25 protein-coding genes are annotated in these 26,868 nt (G+C 58.0%); 6 read left to right on the forward strand and 19 right to left on the reverse strand.

The genetic code is table 11. The features are described from left to right. Nucleotides 1–9: 9 nt before the first annotated feature. The gene (locus tag ACR0K5_RS12705; RefSeq protein ID WP_480630014.1) at nt 10–735 is read right to left on the reverse strand and encodes a 16S rRNA (uracil(1498)-N(3))-methyltransferase; all 726 of its coding nucleotides are present in this window, start codon (nt 733–735) and stop codon (nt 10–12) included. 12 nt (nt 736–747) lie between these two features. Between ACR0K5_RS12705 and ubiA the strand changes: the two genes are divergently transcribed. The 3 genes from ubiA to ACR0K5_RS12720 all read left to right on the forward strand — a co-directional run bounded on the left by ubiA (nt 748) and on the right by ACR0K5_RS12720 (nt 4,016). After that, entirely contained in the window at nt 748–1,710 is a 963-nt protein-coding gene (ubiA, locus tag ACR0K5_RS12710) for a 4-hydroxybenzoate octaprenyltransferase (protein WP_480630015.1), read from the forward strand. A gap of 64 nt (nt 1,711–1,774) precedes the next feature. Further along, entirely contained in the window at nt 1,775–3,694 is a 1,920-nt protein-coding gene (locus ACR0K5_RS12715; protein WP_480630016.1) for an OmpA family protein, read from the forward strand. Nucleotide 3,695: 1 nt separating this feature from the next. Next, nucleotides 3,696–4,016 (forward strand): hypothetical protein, encoded by a 321-nt coding sequence (locus ACR0K5_RS12720; RefSeq protein ID WP_050603973.1) that lies wholly within the window; start codon nt 3,696–3,698, stop codon nt 4,014–4,016. Between the two features lie 13 nt (nt 4,017–4,029). Here ACR0K5_RS12720 and ACR0K5_RS12725 read toward each other — a convergent pair whose 3' ends face one another. The 4 genes from ACR0K5_RS12725 to pgsA form a co-directional block, all read right to left on the reverse strand. After that, the gene (locus ACR0K5_RS12725) at nt 4,030–5,238 is read right to left on the reverse strand and encodes a trans-sulfuration enzyme family protein (RefSeq protein WP_480630017.1); all 1,209 of its coding nucleotides are present in this window, start codon (nt 5,236–5,238) and stop codon (nt 4,030–4,032) included. A gap of 112 nt (nt 5,239–5,350) precedes the next feature. Further along, a complete protein-coding gene (locus tag ACR0K5_RS12730) occupies nt 5,351–5,794 on the reverse strand; it encodes a molybdenum cofactor biosynthesis protein MoaE (protein WP_480630018.1) in 444 nt (147 codons plus the stop codon). 3 nt (nt 5,795–5,797) lie between these two features. Next, nucleotides 5,798–6,043, reverse strand: a complete 246-nt coding sequence (gene moaD, locus ACR0K5_RS12735) for a molybdopterin converting factor subunit 1 (protein ID WP_480630019.1) — start codon at nt 6,041–6,043, stop codon at nt 5,798–5,800. A 3-nt stretch (nt 6,044–6,046) separates the two neighbouring features. After that, entirely contained in the window at nt 6,047–6,715 is a 669-nt protein-coding gene (pgsA, locus tag ACR0K5_RS12740) for a CDP-diacylglycerol--glycerol-3-phosphate 3-phosphatidyltransferase (RefSeq protein WP_480630020.1), read from the reverse strand. Between the two features lie 174 nt (nt 6,716–6,889). Between pgsA and ACR0K5_RS12745 the strand changes: the two genes are divergently transcribed. Beyond that, a complete protein-coding gene (locus ACR0K5_RS12745) occupies nt 6,890–7,774 on the forward strand; it encodes a DMT family transporter (protein ID WP_480630021.1) in 885 nt (294 codons plus the stop codon). Here ACR0K5_RS12745 and uvrC read toward each other — a convergent pair. The 6 genes from uvrC to ACR0K5_RS12775 form a co-directional block, all read right to left on the reverse strand. After that, nucleotides 7,771–9,633, reverse strand: a complete 1,863-nt coding sequence (uvrC, locus tag ACR0K5_RS12750) for an excinuclease ABC subunit UvrC (RefSeq protein ID WP_480630022.1) — start codon at nt 9,631–9,633, stop codon at nt 7,771–7,773. The genes ACR0K5_RS12745 and uvrC overlap by 4 nt on opposite strands. A 290-nt stretch (nt 9,634–9,923) precedes the next feature. After that, on the reverse strand, nt 9,924–10,703 hold the full coding sequence (locus ACR0K5_RS12755; RefSeq protein ID WP_480630023.1) for an SDR family oxidoreductase: 780 nt from the start codon (nt 10,701–10,703) through the stop codon (nt 9,924–9,926). 21 nt (nt 10,704–10,724) lie between these two features. Further along, nucleotides 10,725–11,687 carry a calcium/sodium antiporter gene (locus ACR0K5_RS12760; RefSeq protein WP_480630061.1) on the reverse strand — a complete coding sequence of 321 codons (963 nt, stop codon included), beginning with the start codon at nt 11,685–11,687 and terminating at the stop codon, nt 10,725–10,727. Between the two features lie 171 nt (nt 11,688–11,858). Beyond that, nucleotides 11,859–12,656, reverse strand: a complete 798-nt coding sequence (locus ACR0K5_RS12765; protein ID WP_480630024.1) for a S49 family peptidase — start codon at nt 12,654–12,656, stop codon at nt 11,859–11,861. 114 nt (nt 12,657–12,770) lie between these two features. After that, entirely contained in the window at nt 12,771–13,532 is a 762-nt protein-coding gene (locus ACR0K5_RS12770; protein WP_480630025.1) for an ABC transporter permease, read from the reverse strand. Beyond that, nucleotides 13,529–14,458, reverse strand: a complete 930-nt coding sequence (locus tag ACR0K5_RS12775) for an ABC transporter ATP-binding protein (protein ID WP_480630026.1) — start codon at nt 14,456–14,458, stop codon at nt 13,529–13,531. The genes ACR0K5_RS12770 and ACR0K5_RS12775 overlap by 4 nt, the downstream gene beginning before the upstream one ends. A gap of 165 nt (nt 14,459–14,623) precedes the next feature. Here ACR0K5_RS12775 and ACR0K5_RS12780 point away from each other — a divergent pair, with 165 nt between their 5' ends. Beyond that, nucleotides 14,624–15,712 (forward strand): CaiB/BaiF CoA transferase family protein, encoded by a 1,089-nt coding sequence (locus ACR0K5_RS12780; RefSeq protein WP_480630027.1) that lies wholly within the window; start codon nt 14,624–14,626, stop codon nt 15,710–15,712. Nucleotides 15,713–15,793: 81 nt separating this feature from the next. Here the strand turns inward: ACR0K5_RS12780 and hemE are convergent, their stop codons facing one another. Next, nucleotides 15,794–16,828 (reverse strand): uroporphyrinogen decarboxylase, encoded by a 1,035-nt coding sequence (gene hemE / locus ACR0K5_RS12785; protein WP_480630062.1) that lies wholly within the window; start codon nt 16,826–16,828, stop codon nt 15,794–15,796. 106 nt (nt 16,829–16,934) lie between these two features. On the opposite strand from hemE, the gene hemC reads away from it, so the two are divergent. Further along, nucleotides 16,935–17,900 carry a hydroxymethylbilane synthase gene (gene hemC, locus ACR0K5_RS12790; protein WP_480630028.1) on the forward strand — a complete coding sequence of 322 codons (966 nt, stop codon included), beginning with the start codon at nt 16,935–16,937 and terminating at the stop codon, nt 17,898–17,900. A gap of 223 nt (nt 17,901–18,123) precedes the next feature. Here hemC and ACR0K5_RS12795 read toward each other — a convergent pair whose 3' ends face one another. Genes ACR0K5_RS12795 through ACR0K5_RS12825 form a run of 7 tightly spaced genes read right to left on the reverse strand, consistent with a single transcriptional unit; the run spans nt 18,124 to nt 26,813 of the window. Continuing rightward, nucleotides 18,124–19,395: an aspartate aminotransferase family protein gene (locus ACR0K5_RS12795; protein ID WP_480630029.1), complete on the reverse strand. Its 1,272-nt coding sequence runs from the start codon at nt 19,393–19,395 to the stop codon at nt 18,124–18,126. A gap of 1 nt (nt 19,396) precedes the next feature. Continuing rightward, nucleotides 19,397–20,500, reverse strand: coding sequence for a mandelate racemase/muconate lactonizing enzyme family protein (locus ACR0K5_RS12800; RefSeq protein ID WP_480630030.1), 1,104 nt, complete (start codon nt 20,498–20,500; stop codon nt 19,397–19,399). After that, a complete protein-coding gene (locus ACR0K5_RS12805) occupies nt 20,497–21,603 on the reverse strand; it encodes a mandelate racemase/muconate lactonizing enzyme family protein (protein ID WP_480630031.1) in 1,107 nt (368 codons plus the stop codon). The genes ACR0K5_RS12800 and ACR0K5_RS12805 overlap by 4 nt, the downstream gene beginning before the upstream one ends. Continuing rightward, on the reverse strand, nt 21,600–22,706 hold the full coding sequence (locus ACR0K5_RS12810; RefSeq protein WP_480630032.1) for a mandelate racemase/muconate lactonizing enzyme family protein: 1,107 nt from the start codon (nt 22,704–22,706) through the stop codon (nt 21,600–21,602). Before ACR0K5_RS12810 ends, ACR0K5_RS12805 begins: the two co-directional genes overlap by 4 nt. Beyond that, on the reverse strand, nt 22,703–23,281 hold the full coding sequence (locus tag ACR0K5_RS12815; protein WP_480630033.1) for a dimethylsulfonioproprionate lyase family protein: 579 nt from the start codon (nt 23,279–23,281) through the stop codon (nt 22,703–22,705). Before ACR0K5_RS12815 ends, ACR0K5_RS12810 begins: the two co-directional genes overlap by 4 nt. Further along, the gene (locus ACR0K5_RS12820; protein WP_480630034.1) at nt 23,278–24,360 is read right to left on the reverse strand and encodes an alcohol dehydrogenase family protein; all 1,083 of its coding nucleotides are present in this window, start codon (nt 24,358–24,360) and stop codon (nt 23,278–23,280) included. The genes ACR0K5_RS12815 and ACR0K5_RS12820 overlap by 4 nt, the downstream gene beginning before the upstream one ends. Beyond that, a complete protein-coding gene (locus ACR0K5_RS12825; RefSeq protein WP_480630035.1) occupies nt 24,360–26,813 on the reverse strand; it encodes an FAD-dependent oxidoreductase in 2,454 nt (817 codons plus the stop codon). Before ACR0K5_RS12825 ends, ACR0K5_RS12820 begins: the two co-directional genes overlap by 1 nt. Nucleotides 26,814–26,868 lie beyond the last annotated feature (55 nt).

Raw genomic sequence — 26,868 nt, forward strand, 5'->3', positions numbered from 1 at the left:
TGCGGTTCCCTAAGTCCAATCCCCCAAAGCCTGTTGCCACATGGTCAACGCGGCAACGGCTGCCGTGTCGGCCCTCAGGATACGAGGGCCAAGGCTGACGACATGCGCGAAAGGCAGCACCGTCAGGCGGGCGCGTTCCTTTTCGGAAAACCCACCTTCGGGACCGACGAGAATCGCCCAAGGCCGTCCTTTTTCATTGGCGGCCAATCGCAAGGCCGAACCAACCTCGGCCTCGTTGCAGAACATCAACTGCCGATCTTCCGGCCAAGCGTCCAACACGCGATCCAACTTCTGCAGATCTGCCACCTTAGGTACGAAAGTTCCTCCACACTGCTCTGCTGCCTCGACTGCGTGGGCTTGTAGACGGTCCTGCCGGATGCGTTCGGAATTGGTGAATTCGGTCTGAACAGGCAGGATACGTGCCGCACCCATTTCCGCTGCTTTTTCCACGATGAAATCGGTACGGGCCTTTTTGATTGGCGCGAAAAGGAACCACAGATCGGGCGGCAACTGCAACGGTTTCGTCTGCTCAATGCAGGTCAGCGCTCCGCCGCGTTTGCCCGCCTCGGACACTTCCGCCAGCCACTCTCCATCCTGCCCGTTGAACAGGGCGACCTGCCCTTTGACAGCAAGGCGCATGACGCCAAAGAGGTAATGCGCCTGGTCGCGCGTCAAAGGAACCGATTGCCCCTGACCCAAGGGCTGCTCTACATACAGTCTGATCTTCGCACTCATGAGACCTTACATATGCAAGGCAATGCCCCAACACCAGATGGTCAAGTCGCTGATGCCGTAGCCGGCAATTGGGTCGACAACTACGCCCCGGCCTTTGCTCGCCCCTACCTGCGTCTCAGCCGCGCAGACCGGCCCATAGGGACATGGTTATTGCTGATTCCGTGTTGGTGGGGGCTGGCACTGGCTATCCTGCACGACGGTCAACCCCGGTGGGAAGATCTGTGGATCGCCATTGGGTGTGCATTGGGAGCTTTTCTGATGCGGGGTGCCGGTTGCACCTGGAATGACATCACGGATCGGGAATTCGACGGGCAGGTTGAACGCACACGCTCGCGTCCGATTCCGTCGGGTCAGGTCAGTGTCACGCAGGCCGCAGTCTGGATGATTCTGCAATGCCTACTGGCGCTTGGTATCCTTCTCAGCTTCAATCAGGCAGCAATTGCCATGGGCGTTCTGTCCCTGCTGCCAGTGACGATCTATCCGTTTGCCAAACGGTTCACATGGTGGCCTCAGGTGTTTCTGGGGCTGGCTTTTAACTGGGGCGTCCTTCTGGCCTGGGCGGCACATAGCGGTTCAGTAGGATGGCCTGCCGTGACGCTGTACCTGTCCGGAATCGCATGGACCCTGTTCTACGACACGATCTACGCGCATCAAGATGCCGAGGATGATGAGTTGGTCGGCATCAAGTCCACGGCGCGGCTATTCGGAACCGATACGGCGAAGTGGCTGAAGTATTTTCTTGTGGCGACAGTGTCTCTGATGGGTCTGGCCATCGTCGATGCAGGGGTTCCGGATGCCTCGATGCTGGCCTTAGGTGTTGCGCTCTGTGGCCCTTGGGCAATGGGATGGCACATGATGTGGCAACTCCGTGGACTGGACATCGAAGACAATGCCAAGCTGTTGCAATTGTTCAGGGTTAACCGCGACACCGGCTTGATTCCGCTGATCTTCCTTTGCGTCGCCCTATTGCTCTGATTGCACCTGTTGAACGGGGCCTGTAAAGATCGGCCCAAACGCCTGAGGAGTGTCAAACCCAAACATGCGTCTGCCGTATTTTATCGTTGTTTCCCTGATCTTTCTTGTGTCAGCCGGAGTGTCGCTTTTGGCCGCCAGCTATGCCGTTACAAAGATCGAAGAGACGTCGGAATTCGCTGTGCGCCGGTCGCTGGACCTCAATGGGCATGACTGGGCCGAGGTCGAATCTGATGGTCTGCGCGTGGTCCTGACCGGTACTGCACCGGATGAGGCGACCCGCTTTAACGCGCTGACCGCGGCCGGAACCGAGGTCGATACATCCCGTGTGATCGATGAAATGGAGGTTGAGGCAACCTCAGCCCTGGCGCCGCCACGCTTTTCGGCGGAAATTCTGCGCAATGATCACGGTATCTCAATTATCGGTCTGATCCCCGCCAGCGAAGACAGGGCTGCTCTGATCAGGCGGTTGAGCAATCTCGACCGCAATATCGCGGTCTCGGACCTGATGGAAACAGCCGATTATCCCAAGCCCAACGGTTGGGATGCAGCGATATCCTACGCCATTGAGGCTTTGACCAGCCTGCCTCGGGCCAAAATTTCCGCCAGTGCCGATTTGGTCAAAATTACCGCCATTGCGGACAGCCAACAGGAAAAACAACGTCTCGAACAGGACCTGACACGCGCCGCACCGCCCAGCCTGCGGATCGGGCTGGCCATTTCAGCGCCTCGCCCCGTCATCACGCCTTTTACGCTGCGCTATCTGATCAACGAGGACGGTGGGCAATTTGATGCCTGCTCGGCACAGGATGAGAAAGCCCGCGACCGGATCGTGGCTGCCGCGCGCGAAGCCGGATTGTCGGGGCCATATTCCTGCACAATTGGTTTGGGCGAGCCTTCACCACGCTGGCCTGAAGCTGCCGAGAAGAGCATTCAGGCGCTTGCCAAAATCGGCAAAGGCTCGGTCACAATGTCGGATGCGGACATCACATTGGTCGCGGCGCAAGGCACCGATTCAGCCATGTTCGACCGGGTTGTGGGCGAACTTGAAACAGCACTGCCTCAGGTCTTTGCCCTCCATGCCGTGCTGCCGGAACCCGAAACCAGTGAACAGACCGGACCCATAGAGTTTTCGGCGACCCGCAGCCCCGAAGGGCTGGTGCAATTGCGAGGACGTATGGGGGATGAAACCTTGCGGGACATGGTCGACAGCTATGCCCGCGCAGCCTTCGGGTCGGATCAGGTCTATACCGCGACCCGCGTTGTACCGGGCTTGCCAGCAGATTGGCCGGTGCGTGTTCTGGCCGGTCTGGAGTCTTTGGCCCAGCTTCACAACGGGGCCTTGACCGTGACACCGGGCGCAGTCGAACTGACTGGCGTCAGCCACGAAGAAGATGCCAAAGCCCGTATTGCGGGTCAGTTGTCGGACAAGCTGGGTGAGGGGCAGGAATTCTCACTGATGATCACCTACCAACCCCCGCCGGAACCTCAGGATGCTCCGCCCGACCCGGAAGTCTGCGAAGAACAGATCGCTGAAATTCAGACCGTCAGCAAAATTGCTTTCGAACCCGGATCGGCCACGATTGCGTCCGACTCTCGCGATACCGTGAACCAGATCGCAGATATCCTGCGCGACTGCGGGCCGATCCGTATGGAGATTCAGGGCCACACGGACAGTCAGGGCCGCGAAGAGATGAACCAACGGCTCAGCCAGGCGCGGGCACAGTCCATTCTGAACGAGTTGCGCGGGCGGCGCATTCCCACCAGCAGTTACACTGCAGTGGGATATGGTGAAACACAGCCCATTGCGGACAATGACACCGAAGAAGGCCGCGAGGAAAATCGGCGGATCGAGTTCCGGCTGATCCGCCCCGAGCCTGTTACCAACACCGAAACCGGGTTGGAGGCGCTTGAGGCCGAAGCCACCGATCCTGAGGCTGATAAATCCGACACGACCGCACCTGATGCGGATGCAGGGGACCAGTAAGTTGAACAGAACCGAATTCATCATTGCCACGGCGATCATCCTGTTCGCAGCGTTTTGCATGGGCTGGTTTGCCAACTGGCTGGCCCATCGCCTGTCCCGCGTGCGTCAAAGCGATGTTGCTGATCTGGATCGTATGAGTCAGGAATTGCACGAAGCGGAGGAAACACGCGATCAGGCAATTACCTACCTGCAGCAGCGCGAAGCCGAGTTGACCAACCAGCTTACCCAGACAGAGGCAGAGCTGGCCGCCGCCATGGACGGGTTGCGGGCCGCCCGACAGGAGGCCGAGGAATTGCGCGGACGGATCAACAACGCCGACTGACCGACCCGGTGGCTCAAAAAACCTGTGCCAGATCAGAAATCAGATCCTCGGGGTCTTCCAAACCGATTGACAACCGAAACACCCCGTCCCCTGCATAGTCCCGATAGCTTGCCAACTGCGCCCCTTCCAGCCGGAAGGAAGTTTCCATCAAAGCATCGGTTCCCATCCAGAAAATCAGACTGCGATGATGGCCAAGCGACACGGCATAGTGGACGATCTGCAATCTATCGATCATCTGCTGGGCCAGCGCCTCTCCGGTTGCATTGTCACCTACCTGAAAGGTGATCATGCCGGATGAGTTTCGCATCTGCCGTTTGGCCAACTCGTGTTGAGGGTGTGACTTCAGCCCCGGATAAATCACTTTGGTCACAGCTCCTCGCGTCTCAAGCCATTCGGCAACTGCGGTAGCCCCCGTCTGATGCGCCTTCATTCGCAGCGGCAGAGTGGCCATACCCCGGGCGATCATCCAGGCATTGAAGGGTGACATGATGCTGCCGTGATGAATGGCAGATTCGTTGCGGATCTTTTCGATCAAATCCTTGCGCCCCGCCACCGCGCCGCCGATGGCATCGCCGTGCCCCCCAATATACTTGGTCACGGAATGCATGATCAGATCAACGCCCAGCTCTCTGCTTGGCTGTCCGAGCGGAGAGGCAAAGGTCGCATCACAGGACAGCAGCGCCCCTGCGCTTTTGGCAATTGCTGAAACCGCAGCCAGATCGGTCAGCCGTCCGATCGGGTTTACCGGTGTCTCTGTATGGATCAGCCGCGTGTTCGGCCTGATCGCTGCCGACACCGCGGAAAAATCGGACATGTTGACGGTGCTGACCTCGATCCCCAAACGCGGAAGCGTGTCCCGGGTCAACTCTGCAACACCCGCGTAAGAGACGTCGGAGACAATCACGTGATCCCCGGCAGACAGGAAAGTCAGGAAAATTGCGGTCGCTGCGGCCATCCCGGATGCCAGACAGATGCAATCCTCAGTGCCTTCCAACATACTTATCTTGGCTTCAAGCATCCTGACGTTGGGATTGGCCCAGCGCCCATAAAGATAAGGCGCCTCGTCTTCCAGATCATGGGCCGAGAACCCGGCCACCTGATCCGTGACAAATGTCGAAGACATATGCAAAGCCGGAGCAGACGCGCCGCTGGTCGGGTCCGGGGCTTCGCCTGCATGGATTGCCTGGGTCGCAAGGCCCTTATTTTTCAGTCCGTTGTGCATGGCGCTGTCCTTTTGATCCGTTTGTCCGGATTAAGTGCAGGCTCGTGAACAAGCGTCTAGAGGAGAATTGAACCCGCTCGGGTCCAAAAACGACCAGGGCGGTTCCGTCGCACTACCAACGGGTCAGCGCGTCTTCATCTTCGTCTTTGGCCGCAACCCATTCTGCTCCGGTTTTTGTAATTTCCTTCTTCCAGAAGGGCGCGCGGGATTTCAGGTAATCCATCAGGTATTCCGCCGCCTCGAACGCATCCTTACGGTGCGGCGCAGCTGTGGCCACCATCATGATCCTGTCACCCGGGGCCAGACGGCCATGGCGATGAATCACCAGCACATCGCCCAATGACCAGCGATCCATGGCCTCTTGGGCGATCTTGGTCAGGGCACGTTCGGTCATACCCGGATAGTGCTCGATCTCCATCACATTCAAATCACTGCTTGCAAGGTCACGCACTACGCCGGTGAAAGTGACGATGGCACCGTTGGCATCATCACCCGCAGCAAAGGCGTTGGCCTCAGCCCCCAAGTCGAATGCCTCTTCCTGAACTGCGACCCGCATCGCTTAGCCGCCTGTCATTGGTGGGAAGAACGCCACTTCCCGAACACCGGTCAGAGAAGCATCAAAATCCGACAGTTCCTGATCCAGTGCGACGCGAAGGGCGGACAAATCGGCAAAAGCCGCAGCATAGCGGTCTTCCCGAGCACTCAGTTCGGCCACCAGTTCACTGACTGTGGTTGCTTGCGTCTCAACTCTTTCTTTCGGCAAGCCGATGCGTTCGCGCACCCATGCGAAATACAGAACGTCCATCGGTTAGCCCTCCTTCAGATGTGGCATGGCTTTACGTAGGTAGTCATAGCCCGTGATCAATGTCAGTGTCGCGGCGATCCAAAGCAACCACAGCCCGACCTGGCCAGCCCAGTACATTCCATCGACATTCCAGCGCAAGTGGTTCACGTCTTCAACCTGACCGGAAATGATCTGCTCGACCAGCTTAGCATCCATGCCGAAACTCGCCATCACTGCATAGTGTTCAAAGATACCCTGCGAAAACAGAACCGCGATGGCGATCATCTGTGCCGTGGTCTTCCACTTGGCCAGCTTTGTGACTTTCAGTGTTCCGGCCACATCACCCAGATATTCGCGCAGGCCTGAAACGAACACCTCGCGAAACAGGATCACGGTCGCGGGCAGTACCAGCCACGGCGTCCAGTGTTCGGTCGAGTAGCCAACCAGAATCATCAGCGCGATCACCACCATCGCCTTGTCGGCAATCGGGTCCAGCATCGCACCGATCTTGGTCTCCTGCTTCCACGCGCGGGCCAGATAGCCGTCGAACCAATCCGTGATGGCCGCAGACAGGAACAGGATCAAAGCGAACCAGTCCGCGTAAGGTCGCGTGAAATACAAAAACATGACGGCCAGACCGGGCGCTGCCAGCAGGCGCAGGACGGTCAGTATATTGGGCAAGTTCCACTTCATGGCTTGGACCCTATATCGCCGGTCCGGGACAGAAAAGCCAAACAGGCAAAAAACTGCATCGTGCACAAACGCTTGGTCAAAGCGCCGCAGGCCGGACGTCTCAGATCAGTACCTCTTGGCCTTTTCCGGCTTTGCGGTCAGATTGCCGGTTCAACGCAAACCCGAAAGTGCCAGATGACAGCGCATATTCAAACCGACGCCCGAGCGAACATGATCGGCAGCCTGTGGATGATCGCCGCGATGGCGGGCTTTGCGCTCGAGGATGCGTTGCTGAAAGCCGCGTCAGCCGTGCTTCCGATCTGGCAGGTGCTGGTTCTGTTCGGCGCGGGTGGGTCGGTGATCTTTGCTGCGGTGGCATTGGCCCGCGGGCAACGCTTGCTGCAACCTGACGTTTTGTCCCGCCCAATGAAAGTCCGGGTGCTGTTCGAAGTCTTTGGTCGGTTGTTCTACGTTTTGGCCATCGCGCTGACCCCTTTGTCTTCTGCCACGGTGATCCTGCAAGCCACGCCTCTGGTCGTGGTTGCCGGTGCGGCGCTGTTCTTTGGCGAAACAGTTGGTTGGCGGCGATGGAGCGCCATTATTGTCGGCATGATCGGCGTTGTCGTCATTCTGAAACCAACCGGAGACAGTTTTTCTCTGCTGTCGATATTGGCCGTGCTGGGAATGCTGGGATTTGCCGGCCGTGATCTGGCCAGTCGCGCAGCCCCTGCCACGCTTGGAACTGAAGTTCTGGGTTTTTACGGCTTCCTCAGCATCATCGTTGCAGGTGTTGCCTATTGGTTTTGGGAAGGAGCGCCGATGGTCTCACTCAGCGTGCACACCAGCCTGCACCTGACCGGCGCGGTGCTGATGGGGGTCATAGCCTATGCGTCGCTGATGAAGGCGATGCGCACGGGCGAAGTGTCCGCCGTGACCCCATTCCGATACACCCGGCTTTTGTTCGGCATCGGGTTGGGCGTGGCCATGTTCGGTGAGAGCCTGGACCCTACCATGTGGATCGGCAGCGCGCTGATTGTTGCCTCGGGCCTCTATATCCTGTGGCGGGGTCGGCGTGCCTAGCCCTTGTCGTGGAAGAAGTCATAAACCTTCTGCGCCAACCCCGCCGAAATCCCTTCGACCGCCTTCAGATCGGCCAGATTGGCCCGGCTAACAGCCTTGGCGCTGCCGAAATGAGTCAGCAGAGCACGCTTGCGCGCCGCCCCAACGCCCGGGATCTCGTCCAGCGGCGTTGCTCCGACAGCCTTGGCGCGTTTCGCTCGATGGGTACCGATAGCGAACCGGTGCGCTTCATCCCTTAAGCGCTGGATGAAGTACAGCACCGGGTCGTTGCGTTTCAGGGCAAAGGGGCGCTGGCCGATCCGGTGAAACTCTTCCTTGCCATGATCGCGGTCGACCCCTTTCGCGACGCCGACCATCGGAATGTCTTCAACGCCATGGGCCTGCATGATCTCATTTACAGCGCTTACCTGTCCGGCACCGCCATCAATCAGCAGCAGATCAGGCCAGAGCCCTTTATCCCGATCCGGATCTTCCTTTTGCAGACGGGTGAAGCGGCGGTTCAACACCTCTTTCATCATGCCGAAATCGTCACCCGGTGTCAGGTCATCGCCACGAATGTTGAACTTGCGATAGGCGTTTTTCATGAAGCCTTCCGGGCCCGCCACGATCATGCCGCCCACCGCGTTGGTGCCCTGAATGTGAGAGTTGTCGTAGACCTCGATCCGACCCGGCGGGCCGTCTAGTTCGAACGCCTCGGCCACCCCGCGCAACAGCTTGGCCTGAGTGGCGCTTTCCGACATGCGTCGCGCCAGAGACTCCCGTGCATTGCGCAATGCACCTGCAACCAGTTCTTGTTTTTCGCCGCGTTGCGGAACAAGGATTTCCACCTTACGCCCGGCTTTTTCAGCCAGAGCTTCCTGCATCAGATCGGCGTTTTCGATCCCGTCCGACAGGATCAACTGCCGCGGCGGTTCCTTGTTGTCGTAGAACTGGCCCAGAAAGGCTTCCATCACTTCGGCAGGTGAGACATCCGGCCCGACGCGCGGGTAGAAATCCTTGTTGCCCCAGTTCTGGTTGGCACGAATGAAGAACACCTGGACGCAGGCCTGCCCGCTGTCCATATAAAGACCGATCACGTCTGCCTCGGTCACGCCACGCGGGTTAATGCCTTGCGAAGTCTGCACCTGAGTCAGTGCCCGGATACGGTCTCGCAGACCGGCGGCGCGCTCGAATTCCATCGCCTCGGACGCAGCCATCATCTGCTCGGCCAGTTCCTCCTGCACCTTGGTCGAGCGGCCGGACAGGAAGCGTTCGGCGTCCTTTACGCTTTCGCGGTAATCCTCTTCCGAGATCAGGTCGACACAGGGACCGGAACACCGCTTGATCTGATAGAGCAAGCAAGGCCGTGTTCGGCTGTCGAACATCGAATCCGAACAGTTGCGTAGCAGGAAGGCTTTTTGCAGTTGGTTCAGCGTCCGGTTCACCGCACCGGCACTGGCGAAGGGACCGAAATAGGCGCCTTTTTCTTTCTTCGCCCCGCGGTGTTTCTTGATCTGCGGAAAGTCATGATCCTTTGCGACCAAAATGTTCGGAAAGCTTTTGTCATCCCGCAGCAACACGTTGAATTTGGGTTTGAGCTGCTTGATCAGGTTTTGCTCAAGCAACAACGCCTCGGTCTCGGTTCGTGTGGTCAGAAACATCATCGAGGCTGTCGCGGCGATCATCTTTTCGATCCGCCCCGAGTGACCCGGTCTTGTGTAATTCGACACCCGCGCCTTTAGGTTCCGCGCTTTACCCACGTACAATACCCGGCTGTCAGCATCCAGCATACGGTAAACACCGGGCGAGCTGTCCAGCGTTTTCACATAGCGCTGAATGCAGGCATAGCCGGTTGGGGATGATTCGCTGTCGGTGGTCATGGCCCTGAGATATGATTCTCTGACAATGGCTGCAATCTCACGCCTTTCAGATCAAGAGAAAACAAATCCACGGATTCTGTGGATAAGTGTGAAGATAAGTTTTCGGAAGATCAGAAATCCCCTTGTTTCCTTGCCTTTTCCTTTACTTGCACAAAAAATAGGCACTATGCTAACAGATTGTTTTTAAATAATATTTTTTCACATACTTAGCAAGTGTATGAAAAAAAAGACATTTTTGTAACGCGCAGGTAACACGATTGAGAGCGGTGCAAAACTTGCAGCAAAATTACTTATTCTACGCCCAGAACATCCGGTGTTTTCCACCCCAGATGCTGACCGCCATCCACGCACAAAAGCTGCCCGGTAACCGCATGCGCATCCAGAAAATACCCAAGCGCAGCAGTGATATCGGACGGATTGGAACCCCGCTCCAAAACGGTATTTGAACGCTGCGCCTGAAAATGTTCTTCGCTTTGGCGGTGCCCTTGAATTGTTGGGCCGGGCCCGATCGCGTTGACCCGAATCGTCGGAGACAATGCCTGCGCCGCTGTTCGGGTCAGCGTCCACAGGCCCATTTTGGCGATGGTGTATGACATGAACTCGGGCGTCAGCTTGCGCACACGCATGTCCACCATGTTGATGATAAGGCCAGCGGCCAGCGGCTCTCCGTTTTCATCAGTGCCTGCGGTCAGCCCCTGATCCGTCATAGCCTGTGTCAGGACAAAGGGCGCGCGCAGGTTGCTATCCAGATGACGGTCCCAGCTTCGCCGGGTTGCCGTTTGAACATTATCGTACTCAAAGATCGATGCGTTGTTCACCAGACAGGTGATCGGCCCGCCCAGCGCCTCTGCAGCCCTGGGCAGCAGAGCCTTGACCTGAGCCTCGTCCAGCAGATCGGCCTGCAAGGCCACAGATTGACGGCCAAGCGCCTGAACCTCTGCCGCAGTTTCCTGAGCAGGGCCTTCGGAGGAGGCGTAGTGCACGGCCACATCGTAACCACGACCCGCCAGATACAGCGCCATGGCCCGGCCCAGACGAATACCGGCACCGGTCACTAAAGCTCGGGTCATGCTCCACCTCGTTTTGTCAGATCACACCAGCAATACGGTGACATAAAGCACATAAAGGAAAGTCAACACCAACCCCCAGATGCGCGAGATATCCTGTTTGAAGAACACAAACGGTACCAGCAGCAGCGATGCGCCCAGCATGACCCACAGATCGAAACGAAGGAACTCGGGGTCAACCGGAATACGACCGAACCACGTCGCGATCCCGATGATGGCCAGAAGGTTGAACATGTTCGAGCCGATTACGTTGCCAAGCGCGACATCTGCCTGCCTGCGCAGAGCGGCCATCACAGTCGTGGCCAATTCGGGCAAAGACGTTCCAACCGCAATCAGGGTCAGGCCGATAACCGTTTCGCTGACTCCATAGGTTCTTGCGATGATGGTCGCGTTGTCCACCAACAGATGGGCACCCATCGGAAGTCCCACCAGCCCCAGGATCAGGTAAATCGATACCTTCCAGTAGGGCATGTCAGGGTCAGCTTCTTCCAGACCGTCCAGTTCGTCATCATCCGCACACGCCTCTCCACAGGCTTTTCGGTGCGCCTTTGCCTCACGAAAGGCATTCATAAGAACTAGGCCCAATGCCGCCAGCAGGATCAGGCCACTGAAGAAGGTAAACGTTCCGCAAAAGGCCAGCCCAATGAACAGAACTGTCGCCATCAACATGAAGACGTAGTTCCTGCGACTGTCACATTCACTGGTGTGGATCGTAGCCAGCAGTGCGGGCAGGCCCAAAACCAACAGGATATTTGCCGTGTTCGATCCAACAACATTACCCAGCGCGATGCCGGGAGCGTTCTCTTTCAATGCGCTGATCGCAATCAGCAACTCGGGTGCGGACGTGCCGAAGGCCACAATCGTCAGGCTGACGATCAAAGCCGGAACGCCCAAACGCAAACTTAGGTTCACCGCTCCGCGCACCAGAGCATCGCCTGCCAGTAACAGAATCAACAAGCCCAGACCGGACAGCAGCCACGTGGTAATCAAGTCCGGCCTCCTTTTTCGCAGGCACAGGGGCCTTTGCCGATGCGAAACCGTCCGCAGCGCGGACACTTGGCCGAACTCAGTTTCTTCTGCCCTGGAAAGCGCAGCTTGCCGAACATCGCCAAGACGCCCATGCCAATCAGGAAAAGGGTGACAGCCTTGATGATCACGTTACAAACCGAAACGCGCGTAGGCCGCCCGCTCCTCTAATCCGGCGATGGCATCCTGAGCCATGCTGGCCCCAAAGCGCGACCAGATCGGTTTGCGCAAGCCATAGCGGCGGAACTTGACCTTTTCCCCAAAACGCTCCTGCATCTTGGGCTTCAGATGGGCGATACCATCGATCAAACCCAGCTCTTGTGCACGACGCGCCACCCAGACCTCACCCGTAAACAGATCTGCACCGTGATCCAGCTTGCCCTCCCGGCGGGCTTTGACATGCGCGATGAAATTTTCATGGATGTCGCCCAGCAGCCCCTGCAAGCGCGCTACATCCTCTTTCTTCTCAGGTGAGAACGGGTCCAGCATGGATTTCGACTTGCCTGCAGTGTGTACACGCCGTTCAAACCCTTGCCGCGCCAGAAAGACATGCGCGCCGAACCCGGCCGAGATAACGCCGATCGACCCGAGAACCGAACTGTCATCTGCCCAGATCTCATCCGCAGCGGCAGCTAGCCAATACCCACCGGACGCCGCAACATCTTCGACAAACCCGATCACGGGCACGTCCAGCTCTTCCGACAAGCGCCGGATTCGGGCACCGATCAGAGAGCTTTGGACAGGCGACCCACCCGGAGAATTGATCTCGAGCGCAACAGCCACAGGTTTTCCCTTACGAAAGGCCTTCTCAAGAATCGGGGCCAGGGCGGTATCGTTCAAGGACCCGCGCCCGGCCATACCAATGGCGCCGGACAAACGAACAACGGCCACACAAGGGTGCTTTTTAACAAACGGCAGGCTGAACTTCATGGGTGCCGATGTAGAGTGCCGCCAACTCGTAAACAAGGGACTCTGCGGACCTTAAACGCGACGTGAACCAAATTCACACACCCGGTGGGCAAAAATGCAACGCCTTGGCAAGGGTTAACTGCGAATGCGCCAGCCGGTTTTGAAGATCCAGCCGATGACCGCCAAGCATAGCCCTGTAAATGCGACGATGGCCAACAAGCTGAAAACGATGGGCACATCGGCAAGCCCATAGAAGGACCAGCGGAAGCCCGAAATCAGATAGACCACGGGATTGAACAGCGTGATGGTCTGCCAAATCGGCGGCAGCATCGAGATCGAATAAAACGTCCCCCCAAGAAAGATCAGCGGCGTCACGACTAATTGCGGCACCAGCGACATTTGCTCGAAGTTGCTGGCCCAGATGCCGATGATGAAGCCCAGCAACGAAAAGCTGAGGCAGGACAGGATCAGAAACGCAGCCATGGCAAAGGGATGCTCGATCCGAATGTCGACAAAGAATGTCGCGGTGGCCAATATCACCAATCCCACAAAAAGGGCCTTGGTAGCTGCCGCACCAACATATCCAATCACAATTTCGATGAAATTGACCGGTGCGGACAGCAGTTCGTAGATGGTTCCCAGAAACTTGGGAAAATAAATTCCGAAAGACGCGTTCGAAATCGACAGCATCACCACCGACAACATGATCAGCCCAGGCACGATGAATGCACCATAAGAAACGCCCTCTACTTCTTGAATACGGCTTCCGATAGCGGTGCCAAACACCACGAAGTAGAGCGACGTAGACAGAACCGGCGACAGAAAGCTTTGCGCCAGAGTGCGGAAGAAACGGGCCATTTCAAACCGGTAGATGGCAGCGATTGCGGTCCAGTTCATGCGGCCTCTCCGGATACCAGATTGACGAAAATCTCTTCCAGACTCGATTGCCTTGTTTGCACGTCACGCAACACCAACCCGGCCTGCGATACATCATTCAGCAGAGTTGTTATACCCGTGCGATCCGCATGGGTATCGTAGGTATAGATCAGGCAATCACCCGCGCCATTGAGGGCCAGATTGTGAGCGGCGAGACTGTCGGGAATTCGAGCGATAGGCTCCGTCAACATAACCTCGATCTGCTTTTTACCCATCTGCGCCATAAGCGTGTTTTTGTCCTGCACCAGCAGAAGCTCGCCCTTGTCGATAACACCAACACGGTCCGCAATGGCTTCTGCTTCTTCAATATAATGGGTGGTCAGAATGATGGTGACACCGTCCCGTTTCAGTTCGGCCACGATCTCCCACATGTCTTTGCGCAATTCTACATCCACTCCGGCTGTCGGTTCGTCCAGAAAAAGCACCCGCGGCTCATGGGCCAGGGCTTTGGCGATCAGCACCCTCCGCTTCATGCCTCCGGACAATTCCTTGATCGCGTTTTTGCGCTTGTCCCATAAGGACAACTTGCGCAGAATCTCATCTATCCGCGCGTTGTCCTTGCCAAGCCCGAACAACCCCCGGGACAACCGTACCGTGTTCCAGACTTTTTCAAATGGTTCCAGCGCGATCTCTTGCGGCACCAGCCCGATCATCCTGCGCGCCGCGCGATAGTCGGACTGAGTATCATGTCCACCAACTGTGACCACCCCTGAGGTCGGGGTCGTTATCCCGCAAATCGTCGAAATCAGGGTTGTCTTTCCAGCACCATTCGGTCCCAGAAGCGCAAGTATTTCGCCCTCTTCAATATCCAGAGACACGCCTTTCAGCGCCTCGAACCCATCGGCGTATGATTTGCGAAGATCTTTGATGGACAAAATGGTCGTCATATCTGTTCCCCGTTCCGACCGAGACCCTATCGCGCAGAACCGGCGTGTAACAGATCAATTTCGCACAGCCTGCTGCGCATATTTGAAAGGCTGCCAGTACAAGGCCCAATTCCGTCTTGCAATCCTTCAACCCGCCCGCAAACTTTGTCGCAACGGAGGGCGCTGATGCTGAACGGAATACGAGTAGTCGAAATCGAAGGGCTGGGCCCCGGCCCATTTGCCGCCATGCAACTAGCTGACCTGGGCGCAGATGTAATAACGATCCATCGAAAAGGCGGCGCCGTAACACCGGGTATGCCGGACCGCTCACTTCTGGACCGCGGCAAACGATCGATCGCGCTTGATCTGAAGGATGCCGGCGATCTGGAGACCGCCCGCCGCCTGATCGACACAGCCGATGCGCTGATCGAAGGTTTCCGTCCCGGCGTGATGGAGAAACTGGGTCTTGGCCCGGATCTTTGCCTGGCCCGCAACCCAAAACTGATCTATGGGCGCATGACAGGCTGGGGGCAGGACGGGCCTTTAGCTGACACAGCAGGGCACGACCTGAACTATATCGCCCTGTCTGGTGCGCTCTGGTACGCCTCTCACCCTGACCAACCGCCTCAAACCCCGGCATCGCTGGTGGGGGATATCGGCGGCGGAGCCATGTATCTCGTCACCGGTATCCTGGCTGGGTTGATTAACGCGCAAAGAACCGGACAAGGCACTGTGGTTGACGCAGCAATCTATGACGGCTCGGCCCATATGATGAGCCTTCTGATGACTATGCGGCAAACGGGCAACCTGTCCGAAACCCGCGGTCAAAGCCTGCTGGACGGCCCACATTGGAGCCGCACCTATGCCTGCGCCGATGGCGGTTTCATCACGGTTCAATGCCTCGAGCCCAAGTTCTACGAGAAGTTTCTGAACTTATTGGGCCTCGCAGACGATACGGACTTCCAGAAGCAATACGACCGTATTCTCTGGCCTACCCTCACGCGCCGCCTGACCGATATTTTCGGAAGCGAATCCCGCGATCACTGGGACTCACTGTTTCGCGGATCCGATGCCTGCGTCGCTCCTGTTCTCAGCCCGGAAGAGGCGCAATCCCACCCAATGAACACACATCGAAACAGCTGGCAGTATGTCGACGGCACCCTCCAGTCCGCCGCCGCCCCCCGGTTTTCAAACCGTGACTGGTGCCCGAAACCCAGCCCGACACGCGGACAGCACACCGAAGACATCCTCGCCGAACTCGACAGCCGACGCTGATCAGCTCTTCATCTGGCCCGAAATTTCTCAGGGATTGAATTGACCGCAGGCCAGGAAAGGGGCTGACCCCTTTTTGCTTGTTTAGCGCCTACGCACGGTATCGATCATTAACTGAACATTCTCAGGATCTGCATCCGGCGTGATCCCGTGCCCAAGGTTGAAGATATGCGGCCCCCTGGAAAACGCCTCAACGATCCGCCGCGTTTCATCTACCAGCGCCTGACCACCCGTTACCATATGCGATGAAGCCAGGTTGCCTTGCACACAGCCATCAACTTGCACTTTCTCGGCGGCCCATTCAGGCGACACTGAATTGTCCAGCGCCACACAATCCACGCCGGTCGATTTCGCGAACCCAATGTACCCGTCGCCTGCTTCACGGGGGAATCCAATCACCGGGATACCGGGATGGCGTTCCTTGATGGCTTGCGTGATCACCCGGCATGGCTCAACCGCGTATTTGCGGAACGCCTCGCCTTTCAATGACCCCGCCCAACTGTCAAAAATCTTGACCACCTCGGCCCCGGCGTCGATTTGCGCGGACAGATACTCAATCGTTGCCGCAGTGATGCGGTCCAGAAGCGCCTCGAACAAAGCAGTATTGCCTTCGCGTAATGCATGAGCAGGACCCTGATCCGGTGTGCCACGCCCAGCGATCATGTAGGTGGCCACTGTCCACGGCGCGCCTGCGAATCCGATCAAAGTGGTCTCCGAGGGCAATTCCCGCGACAGAATTCGCACCGTTTCGTAGACGGGCGACAACGTCTCATGAATCGCATCAACCGGTTTCAACGCATCGAACCCGGATTGCTGCGTGATGGTGGACAAACGCGGTCCTTCGCCGGTCACGAACCAAAGATCTGCCCCCAGCGCCTGAGGCACCAGCAGGATATCGGCAAACAGGATCGCCGCATCGAACCCATAACGCCGGATCGGCTGCAACGTGACTTCTGCCGCCAGTTCCGGATTATAGCACAGCGACAGGAAATCCCCTGCCTGAGCACGGGTGGCCCGGTATTCCGGCAGATACCGGCCCGCCTGACGCATCATCCAGATCGGCGGCACATCCTGTACTTCGCCCGCCAGCGCCCGCAGCAGTTTCTTTGTCTCGGCCATATTCGTCCCCAGCATTCCGGTTTTGGCAACGGGTCGTCCTTCGGCGGCAATTTGTCAAGCTCAGCCCCCATTGTCAGGGCAATGTGACGCGACTAAAGCTGTGCACATGACTTTGAACCTGCCCACCCCCGCATCGCCCCTCAAAATCGGCACCCGTGGTTCGCCACTTGCTCTGGCTCAGGCCTATGAAACGCGCCAGCGCCTGAGCGATGCTTTTGATCTGCCGCAGGACGCGTTCGAGATCGTAGTGATCAAGACGACCGGCGACAATCGCGCCATGATCGATGCGGATCGTCCGCTGAAGGAAATTGGCAACAAGGGCCTGTTCACCAAAGAAATCGAAGAAGCGATGCTGAGCGCCGAGATCGACATCGCCGTGCATTCAACAAAGGACATGCCCGTTGAACAACCCGAGGGGCTGGTTCTGGACACGTTCCTGCCGCGTGAGGATGTGCGCGACGCCTTTATATCCCCGCGGCTGGGTTCGATCCACGATCTGCCCGAAGGGGCCGTGGTGGGCACCTCCTCCTTGCGGCGGCGGGCGCAATTGTTGCATCGACGGCCTGATCTGAAAGTGGTCGAGTTTCGCGGAAACGTGCAGACACGGCTGAAAAAGCTGGACGACGGGGTTGCGGATTGCACCTTTCTGGCGATGGCCGGAATTCGCCGTCTCGGTATGGATGACGTTCCGGCCAGTGCCATCTCGCCCGACGACATGCTGCCTGCAATCGCGCAGGGCACCATCGGCATCGAACGGCGCGGCGATGACATGCGCGCAGCGGAAATGCTTGAAGCGATCCACCACATGGAAACCGGTCAGCGCCTGGCCACGGAACGCACGCTGCTGGCTGCGCTGGACGGATCATGCGAAACCCCGATTGCTGGCCTGGCAGAACTGAATGGAGGAACCCTCAGGCTGCGTGGAGAAGTACTGCGCCCTGACGGAACTGAAACTGCGAACCGAGATATGACAGGCGCGGTCGAAGACGGACCCGAAATGGCTCGTGCGATGGCTACGGAACTACTGGAACAAGCAGGTCCCGACCTATTCGATTGGAAAAATTCAAAATAAATTTGCTTAGTGTGAACTTGATCACTGTAGAAAGCGCTCCGGTCGGGCATTAAAGGGACATACCGAAGAGGAAGTCGGGTCAGTCACGAAAGTATCGAAAAGTTTTCAGATTGCCGGTGTTTTAATCAGTATTCGAGGGGGCGAGGCTGACCCCCGACTTCCAAAGGTAGCGGGTCGCTGTTGGGTACAACAGCGACCCGTTTACCATTCAATTAACCTGCACTCAGGAAATCGCGGCAACGGCGTGACGAACGGCCTCTCTGGTCTGCTCCAGATCCGCGTCGGTTACTGCCAGCGACGGGTACAGTTTGCCCGGAGCCTTGAATATCCCATGCGCGCGCAACGCTGCATTGTACGTGGCGTTGCGCTTCGGATCATCATGGTTCGCGCTGCGATAATCCCGACATTCGGCCTCGGTAAAATAAATGTCGAACAAGGTCTCATCGCCGCAGATGCGATGGGCAATACCTGCGTCATTCAAAGCGTCCGATTGTATCTGCTGCAACTGCTTCCCGATCGCACGCAGATGTTCATAGGTGCCTTCGCGCCGCAGAATCTCCATCGTTTTCAACCCGGCGACTGAGGCGACGGGATTGCCCGACAAAGTGCCCAACTGCATCAACCAGCCCTCTTCGCCGACTTCCGATTTGTCGAAATGCTTCATGATCTCGGCGCTGGCACCCAATGCTGCCAGAGGGAAGCCACCGCCGGTGATCTTGCCCATGGTGCTGATATCCGGGGTGACACCATATCGCTCTTGTGCCCCGCCATAGGCCAGGCGGAACCCGGTTACGATCTCATCAAAGATCAGCAGAACACCATGTTTGTCACACAAGTCCCGCAAACCCTGCAGGTATCCCGGCTCGGGCGGGATAATCCGCTGCAATGGTTCGACCATGATTGCTGCGACATCATCGTGTTCATCCAACAGCGCTGCCACGGCCTCAAGATCGTTGAACGGCGCGATCAGCATTTGCTCGGCCACACTTTCGGGGATACCGGCGCTGTCGGGAACGGCCTGAGGGAAGTTGACCCGACGACTGGGGGCCAGGCTCATTTGCGCCTCGGCGCTCATTCCATGATAGCCGCCCTCGAACTTGAGGATCTTGTTGCGCCCTGTATAAGCGCGGGCCAGTCGAAGGGCGTACATGTCTGCTTCACCGCCCGAGGCGACAAAACGTACCTGTTCGCAGCAGGGAACGGCATCGATTATGGCTTCGGCCAGTTCGATACCTTTGCTGTTGTTTGCAAAGAACGTCATGCCCTTGGGCAATTGTTCCAGAACCGCTTCCATCACTTCGGGGTGGCCATGGCCCAGCAGCATCGGACCGGACCCGATCAGGTAGTCGATATATTCGTTCCCGTCTTCGTCCCAAACACGGCTGCCCTCGCCTCGGGCGATGATGATGCCCGGATCGAAATTGCCAAAACCGCCGGCAGGCAGAACTTCGTTTGCGCGTGCTATCCACTCGGACTGCGTTTGGATCTTCAGCATCTCAATCAATCTCCAAAATTGGGGAGCCAAGAATTTCGAGGTCAGGTGTAACACCTAAACCCGGACCTTCGGGCGGTGCAATCCGGCCATTTTCACGACTTGGTGCATCAGGACATACTCGCGGGGCAACGTAAGACGAAAGATCACAGGTGTTCATCAGCGATCCATGCGGGGTTGAAGCCGCGAAATGCAGCGAGGCCGCCGTTACGATATCCGATCCCCAGGTGCATTCCGCGCAAATCTCGGCGCCCAGTTGCACGGTCAGATCGCGCGCACGGCGCATTGCTGACAAGCCACCGAATTTCGACAGCTTCAATGCGACCGAATCCATGCACCCCAGTTCATGCGCCCGTATGAGTGACGCAAAATCAAAGGCGTTTTCGTCGATCTTCATCGGCAAGCCTGTAGCCTGACGGACAGCGGCACAATCTTCCAGCGTTTTGCAGGGTTGCTCCAGCATCACATCCAGATGTGCCACCGCACGCCCGGTCCGAGTTGCCTGTAAGCGCGAAGCCCCACAGTTCCAGTCGCCATAAACCAGCGGCCCCGTTCCAACAGCCTCACGCACTTTGGTCAGCCGCTCGGCATCCGCCTGCCAATCGCCTTCAACACCCAGCTTGACCTGGAATTGCCGAATACCGGTCTGGAATACCGTTTTGGCGATGCGTGCCATCTCATCTGGCGCGATGCAGGTGATCGAATGATACAGCGGCATATCCGCCCGCGTTCGCCCTCCCAGCAACGCATAAACCGGCATCCCTGCCGTGTGACCGAATAGATCCCACAGCGCAATATCAACGATCGATTTCGCGTATCGGTGTCCTTGCAGAAAACCGTCCAGCTTACGCATAGGCGCGTCAATTCCGAATGGGGAAATCCCAAGAATCTCAGGACCCATTTCAGCGATGGCCCCCGGCACGCCGTCCGCATAGGCCGGCAGGTAATGCGGGATCGGGCAGACCTCGCCCCAGCCTTTAAGGCCAGTATCGGTCTCAAGACACAGGATATGCGATTTCACAGTCGCGCATGTCTTGCCTTCGGCCATGTGATAGGTTTCGTGGCTGGTCAGATCGACAGACCAAAGCGTTATCTTTTTAATCTTCAAGCATATTCTCCCACAGGGTCGCCCAATGTGTTTTCATCCGGGTGCACACCAAGCCCCGGTGCTTCGGGCAGATGCAGATGGCCATTTATATTGCGAGGCCCTCGCCCGCCCGCGATGTCGACGGTGATCATGTCCTGACAGGCCCAAACGGAGTGGCAATTGTCATCCGGGATGGTCGCAGCCAGATGCAATGCTTCGGTATCGGCCAGAACCGTTCCACCGGTGGCCATCACGAACATGTCGATCCCATGGGCCAGCGCGATATCCCGCATCCGAGCGGCTTTGGTCAGACCGCCCACACGGTTCAGTTTGATCCCGAATATCTGAGCAAGACCATCGCGGGCAATCCGGGTGGCATCCCGCAAGGTCACAAGGGACTCGTCCACAGACACAGGGGATGCATGAAGCCTTGAGATCGCCGCGATATCATCCAGTGTTTCGCAGGGCTGTTCGAACATAACGTTCAGGTCTTCGCAGGCGCTCATTACACGCAACGCCTGCTGACGCGTCCAGCCGCGATTAACGTCATAGAGAACAATTTCTCCGGGTAGCCGAGTGCTTTCCACATCCCGTACACGGGCAATGTCCCGCTCAACATTGCCACCGATTTTCACCGAATGAGCGATGTAGCCGCGGTTACGATAACGCTCCATGACTTCGCGCGTTTCCTCGACCGTTTTCGCCCCGACCGATGACGCAATCGGGCGCGGTGTCCGCGATCCGCCGCCCATCAGGTCGGCAATCGGCATGCCCGCCGCCTGACCAGCAATATCCCAGCAAGCCATATCGACAGGGCTTTTGGCATAGAGATGCCCGGGCAAGGCAAGATCCATCGCCCGTTCCACATCCAGAACCCGACGCGGATCGAGGCCAAAAATGAAGGGTGCCATCGTTTCGATCCCGGCCCGAATGCCCGGGCCGTGCGCAGGGACATAGGTGTGACCCCAGGGCGTGCCCTCTCCCCAGCCGACAAGGCCGGTATCGGTTTCGACTTTGACCAGTGTTGCGTCCAGCGTTTCGAACTTCAATCGACCGGCAGAGAGCCAATAGGGATACTCCAGCGGCAAATCGACCTGAAACACCGTGATGGCATTGATTTTCATAGGGTGTACTCCGCCACAGGTACGCCGAGGCTTGCGAAATCAGGGGTTACACCCAATCCCGGCGTGTCGCTCGCATAAAGCTTTCCGTCCCGCGCTACGGGGCCACCGATCCCGGTTGACCGCGTATTGTAGTTCATCAGATCCGTGGTGTTTTGAAGATACTCCGGCGGGGTCGAGGCCGCGAAATGGGCCACGACCGAAGACGTGATCTCTCCGCCCCAGGTATCTTCGCTAACCACTGGAATGCGGTTATCGACGAGATAATCGCGTACCCGTCGCGCCTTGCTAATACCGCCGAGATTCGAGATTTTCAGACAACAGATCTCAGCCCCCCGGTCTGCGACGATACGCTGGGCCATGTGGATACCAGTCACACATTCATCCAGCTTCAATGGCTGCTCGGCAACCCGGCGCACTTGCTGGCATTCTTCATAGGTGCGGCAGGGTTGTTCCAGAATGAAATCCAGATCGCGTGTCGCGCGCGCAACGCGGATCGCATTGTCCACGCGCCAGCCCTGATTGGCATCGGCCATGGCTTTTTCGCCCGGTTTCAACAAAGGCACTGTGGTGCGTATCCGGTCAATATCGCTGGCCCAGTCGCCGCCCACTTTGATCTGAAACTGGCAGTAGCCCTGATCACGATAGCGATTCATTTCAGCCACTGTTTCCTCGACCGGTTTTTGCGGCGCGACCCGGTACATCGGCGCACCGTCGGTCAACTTGCCGCCCAGCAACATCCAGACCGGCTGATCGCAAGCCTTGCCCAGAACATCCCAACAAGCCGCATCGAACGGGGCTTTGGCATAACCGTGCCCCTGCACCAGTTGATCCATCAGTTGCTCGATCCGCCCCACCTGACGCGGGTCTTCGCCCAGCAGTTCATGAGCAATCAAACGCGCCAGCGCGGCAACACCTTCGGAATGGGCCACCATGTAGTTCTCACCACAGGGGGTAAACTCACCACAGCCCTGAAGGCCCGCATCGGTGTCGATCACAACCACAGAAGCGATGGCCGTTTCAATCGCATTGCCCGCACCCCAGACATAAGCACCGCCAACATAGGGAAGCCTGGTCTGATAGATTCGGATGCGGGAGATTTTCATGCTACGTCCATTCTGGGCAGGCCACCCATCCCTTCGCCGCGCCACAGGACAAAGGTCAGAATCGGCTGATCCGTCGTGGTCATGGCGTGGCTTTGCCAGCTTTTGTGCTGCCGTGTCTGGTTCGGGCCAACGAATGTTTCATCTTCGTCGCTCCGAAAAATAGCACCCCCCGCCAAGGTCAGATACAACTCTTCCGCCTGATGGCTATGCCAGTCATAGTCCAAACCAGCGCCCCAGTACCCCACGTAGCCGCGTAATTGGGTAGAGTGGAAGTGACCGGTAGGACCGAACAACTCGTAATATCCATACCGGTTCAGGAAATCCGCACCGACTTCCTCTTCGGTATAGGTATGCTTCCAGTGCGCCAGATGCGCAGTCGCCCTGATCGCCGCGATTAGATCTTGAGCCGGTTTCCCGCCGTCGAGTTCAAAGTCGTGCACCAGATCGGTTGCCGGTATCGATGTTGGTTGCAAACCCATCGGCGTCAGATCGTCCGGCCATGACGCGAACGCCGCAAGGTCAGGATGCGCTTGATGCAACCGCTGAGCCGCTTCCAATACATCATCCAGCGTCATGGGATCACCACAATATTGCCAGCGTGCTGCTTGGCGATGAAAGCCGCTTGCGCCTCGCGCAACTCATCCAGAGGATAGGTTGCGGCCAGAGCGGGTTTAATCTCACCTGCCTCGATATATTTGACGAGGTTCTGCATGACCTGCGGGTCGATCACGGTCGAGCCGGTGAAGGTCAGATCACGCAAATAGAAAGTCCGCAGGTCAAACTCGACCATCGGCCCGGCAATGGCACCGGAACAGGTATACCGCCCACCCCGTTCCAGACAGTCGATCAGGTTCGGCCAATAGGGGCCACCGACCACATCCGCGACCACGGTGATCTTTTCGTTGCCCAGCGCGGCACGCAGGTTTTCGGGTGCACGCGGCAGGATAATGTCCGGCCCCAGCTCCGCAACGTCGGAATGTTTAGCCTCGGATGCCATGGCGAACACCCGTGCGCCGCGGCGCTTGGCCAGTTGTACCAGTGCACCGCCGACACCGCCCGAGGCGCCGGGCACCAGAACCGTATCCTTGTCAGTGACGTTGGCGCAGGTCAGCATGCCTTCGGCGGTGGAGTAGGAACACGAGAAGGTTGCCAGTTCCGCGTCCGACAGGTCCGAGGTGATCGGCACCGCATTCACGGCCAAAGTCGTCGCGTATTCGGCGAAACCGCCATCCCGTTCCGAGCCGAAGTAACCTGTCTTGTCCATGTTGCCGGGGTCACCCGGATCGCGCAGCCAACCGTCGGTGATGACGCGCTCACCGATACGTGCGCTGTCCACTCCCTCGCCAACGGCGACGATGTGCCCGCAGACATCTGCCCCCTGAATGCGCGGGAAGGTAATCGGAGCACCCCCCCATGTGGGATCGTCCTGTCCGACCTCTTCGAATGCACCTCCGGTCGTGCGGTCCGTGACAGTCTTGGAATACCAGCCGGATCGCGTATTGACGTCGGTATTGTTCAGGCCGCAGGCTGCGACCCTGATCAGAACCTCTCCGGCCGCAGGTTCGGGGCGAGGCCAATTTTCGTGCAGCACCATCTGATCCAGACCACCGTGGCCCATCGTGACCATGGCTTTCATTGTATCGGGCAGAGTCATTATGCGGTCTCCAGTAAGGCGTCGGTGCGGGGCAGCAGGCTTTGCGGATCGTAAGCCGGTTCGCCCAGTACGCGCGCCGCGCGGGGTTTGCCGTGGATCACGACCATCAACTGGGTCCCCGGTTCAGCTGCCGCAGGCTTGATATAGGCAAAGGCCAGAATCTTGCCGACCGTATGGCCATAGGCCACCGACGCGGTGGACCCCACAACGCGCCCGCCCAGCATGACGGCCTCGCCACCGTGCCCATCAATCTCACCATCCGGTTCGATCTCCAGATATGCGCAGATCCACGGCAGGTCGGTGTTCAGCGTTTTATCCTTGCCCAGATAGTCCTTGTCAGTGCGGGCAAAGCGCAGCACGTCAGCCTCGGCCAGAGTGACCTCGTTGGTCAACTCGCCCGCGCCTTTGAAGCCCTTCTCCATCCGCATCACGTTCATTGCGAAGCTGCCATAATCGGTGATGCCGTGTGGCTCGCCTGCTTTCCAAAGCGCATTATATACATCAAGGCAGGCGGCATTGGGCATGTGCAGCTCCCATCCCAGCTCACCGGCATAGGACATGCGGAACGCCCAGGTTTTGTGGCCTGCGATGGTGATCTCTTGCGCAGACAGCCAACGGAACCCGGCATTGGTCAGATCGGCCTCAGTACAACGCGCCAGAACGTCCCGCGACCGAGGGCCGTTTAGCGACAGGGCCGACCAGTCGGCGGACAGGGCGGTGATCTTCACACCCTCATCCGCGCGCTGATTTGCCAAATGATCCAGAAGGCGCTGTTCGAAGAACGCGGCACAGACCAGATAGAAACGGTCCTCGGCCATACGGACGATGGTCGTCTCCAGCTCGATCCGGCCACGGCGGTTCAGCATATGGGTCAACGTGATCGAGCCGACTTTCTGCGGCATCCGGTTGGCGGTCAGCCGGTCCAGCAGGGCATAGGCGTCCGGCCCGGAAACCTCGACCTTCGTGAAGGCGGTGACGTCCATGATGCCAACGCTCTCGCGCACAGCTTTGACCTCAGCCGCAACCATGTCGTCAGCGGGGGTGCGGCGGAAGGAATAGTAGTCGCGCTGCTCAACCCCATCGCGGGCAAACCAGCGAGGGCGTTCAAACCCATAGACCTCTTCATGCACAGCGCCCTTGGATTTCAACAGCTCATACAGCGGCGAGGGCTTGATCGGACGCCCTTCAAGACGGTTGAAATGCGGGAAAGGGATTTCGTGGCGCAGGCAATAGTCTTCCTCTGCCTTGATCACCTGCCAGTCCTTGGTGGCATAGCAGCCAAACCGGCGCGGATCGTATTCGCGCATAGAGATATCGGCGGCGCCATGAACCATCCAGCGCGCCAGTTCACGGGTCAAACCTGGCCCCCAACCGATGCCGATCTGCGTCCCGCAGCAGCACCAGTAGTTCCGCACACCCGGCGCCGGCCCGATCAGCGGGTTGCCGTCCGGCGGGTGCGAAATTGCCCCATGCACGTCGCGCTGAATGCCCAGCTCTGCAAAGATCGGCATACGGTTCAGGCTTTCCTCAAGCCATGGCATCACCCGGTCGTAATCCGCGTCGAACAACCAGTTCTCATATTCCCATGGGCAATGATCATGCCAGACCGAGTTCGGGTTCTCTTTCTCATAAATCCCGATCAGCCCACGCTGCTGCTCCATGCGGATATAGCCCGAGACCTTGCGATCGTCGCGGATCACCGGCAGCTCTTTGTCCAGGTTCTGGAATTCGGGCACCGGCTCGGTCACGAAGTAATGGTGAGTCATCGAGGTCATGGGCAGTTGTAGTCCCGACCATTCGCCCATCTGACGGGCATAGGTGCCGCCCGCATTCACCACATGCTCACAGGTGATGGTGCCCATTTCAGACTCAACCACCCACTCGCCGTTCTCGGCCTGCGTAATGTTGGTCGCGCGGCAATTGCGGAAGATACGCACGCCCTTCTGGCGCGCGCCGGTTGCCATCGCCATGGTCACGTTGGTCGGGTCTACGTGGCCATCATCCGGCGTATAGAGCGCGCCCAAAACGCCTTCGAGATTATAAAATGGATGCAGCTCAGCAATTTTCTCCGGCCCGACCAGTTCGATGTTAAACCCAAGCGACCGACCCACCGACAACGTATGCCGCAGCCAGTCCATCTCATCCTCGGTATAGGCCAGACGAAACGAGCCACAGCCGTGCCATGTCACTGGCTGACCAGTTTCGGCCTCCAACTGCCCGGAATAGAGCCCGATATTGTAGTCCACGCATTTGCCCAGCCCAAAACTGGAGGTCGAATGCGTGATCTGCCCCGCCGCGTGCCAGGTGCTGCCACTGGTCAGCTCGGCCTTCTCCAGCAGGACGGTATCATCGCCCCACCCTTCATGCGCCAGATGATAGGCCAGACCGACCCCCATGACGCCGCCTCCGACGATGACCACGCGGGCATGTGACGGCAGTTCGTTCCCGGACATGATTTTTCCTCTTCCCGAGTCGCGTTTCTGCTCGACAGGCTAATTCCACATTTGT

Source organism: Ruegeria sp. AB9 (genome assembly GCF_056542585.1).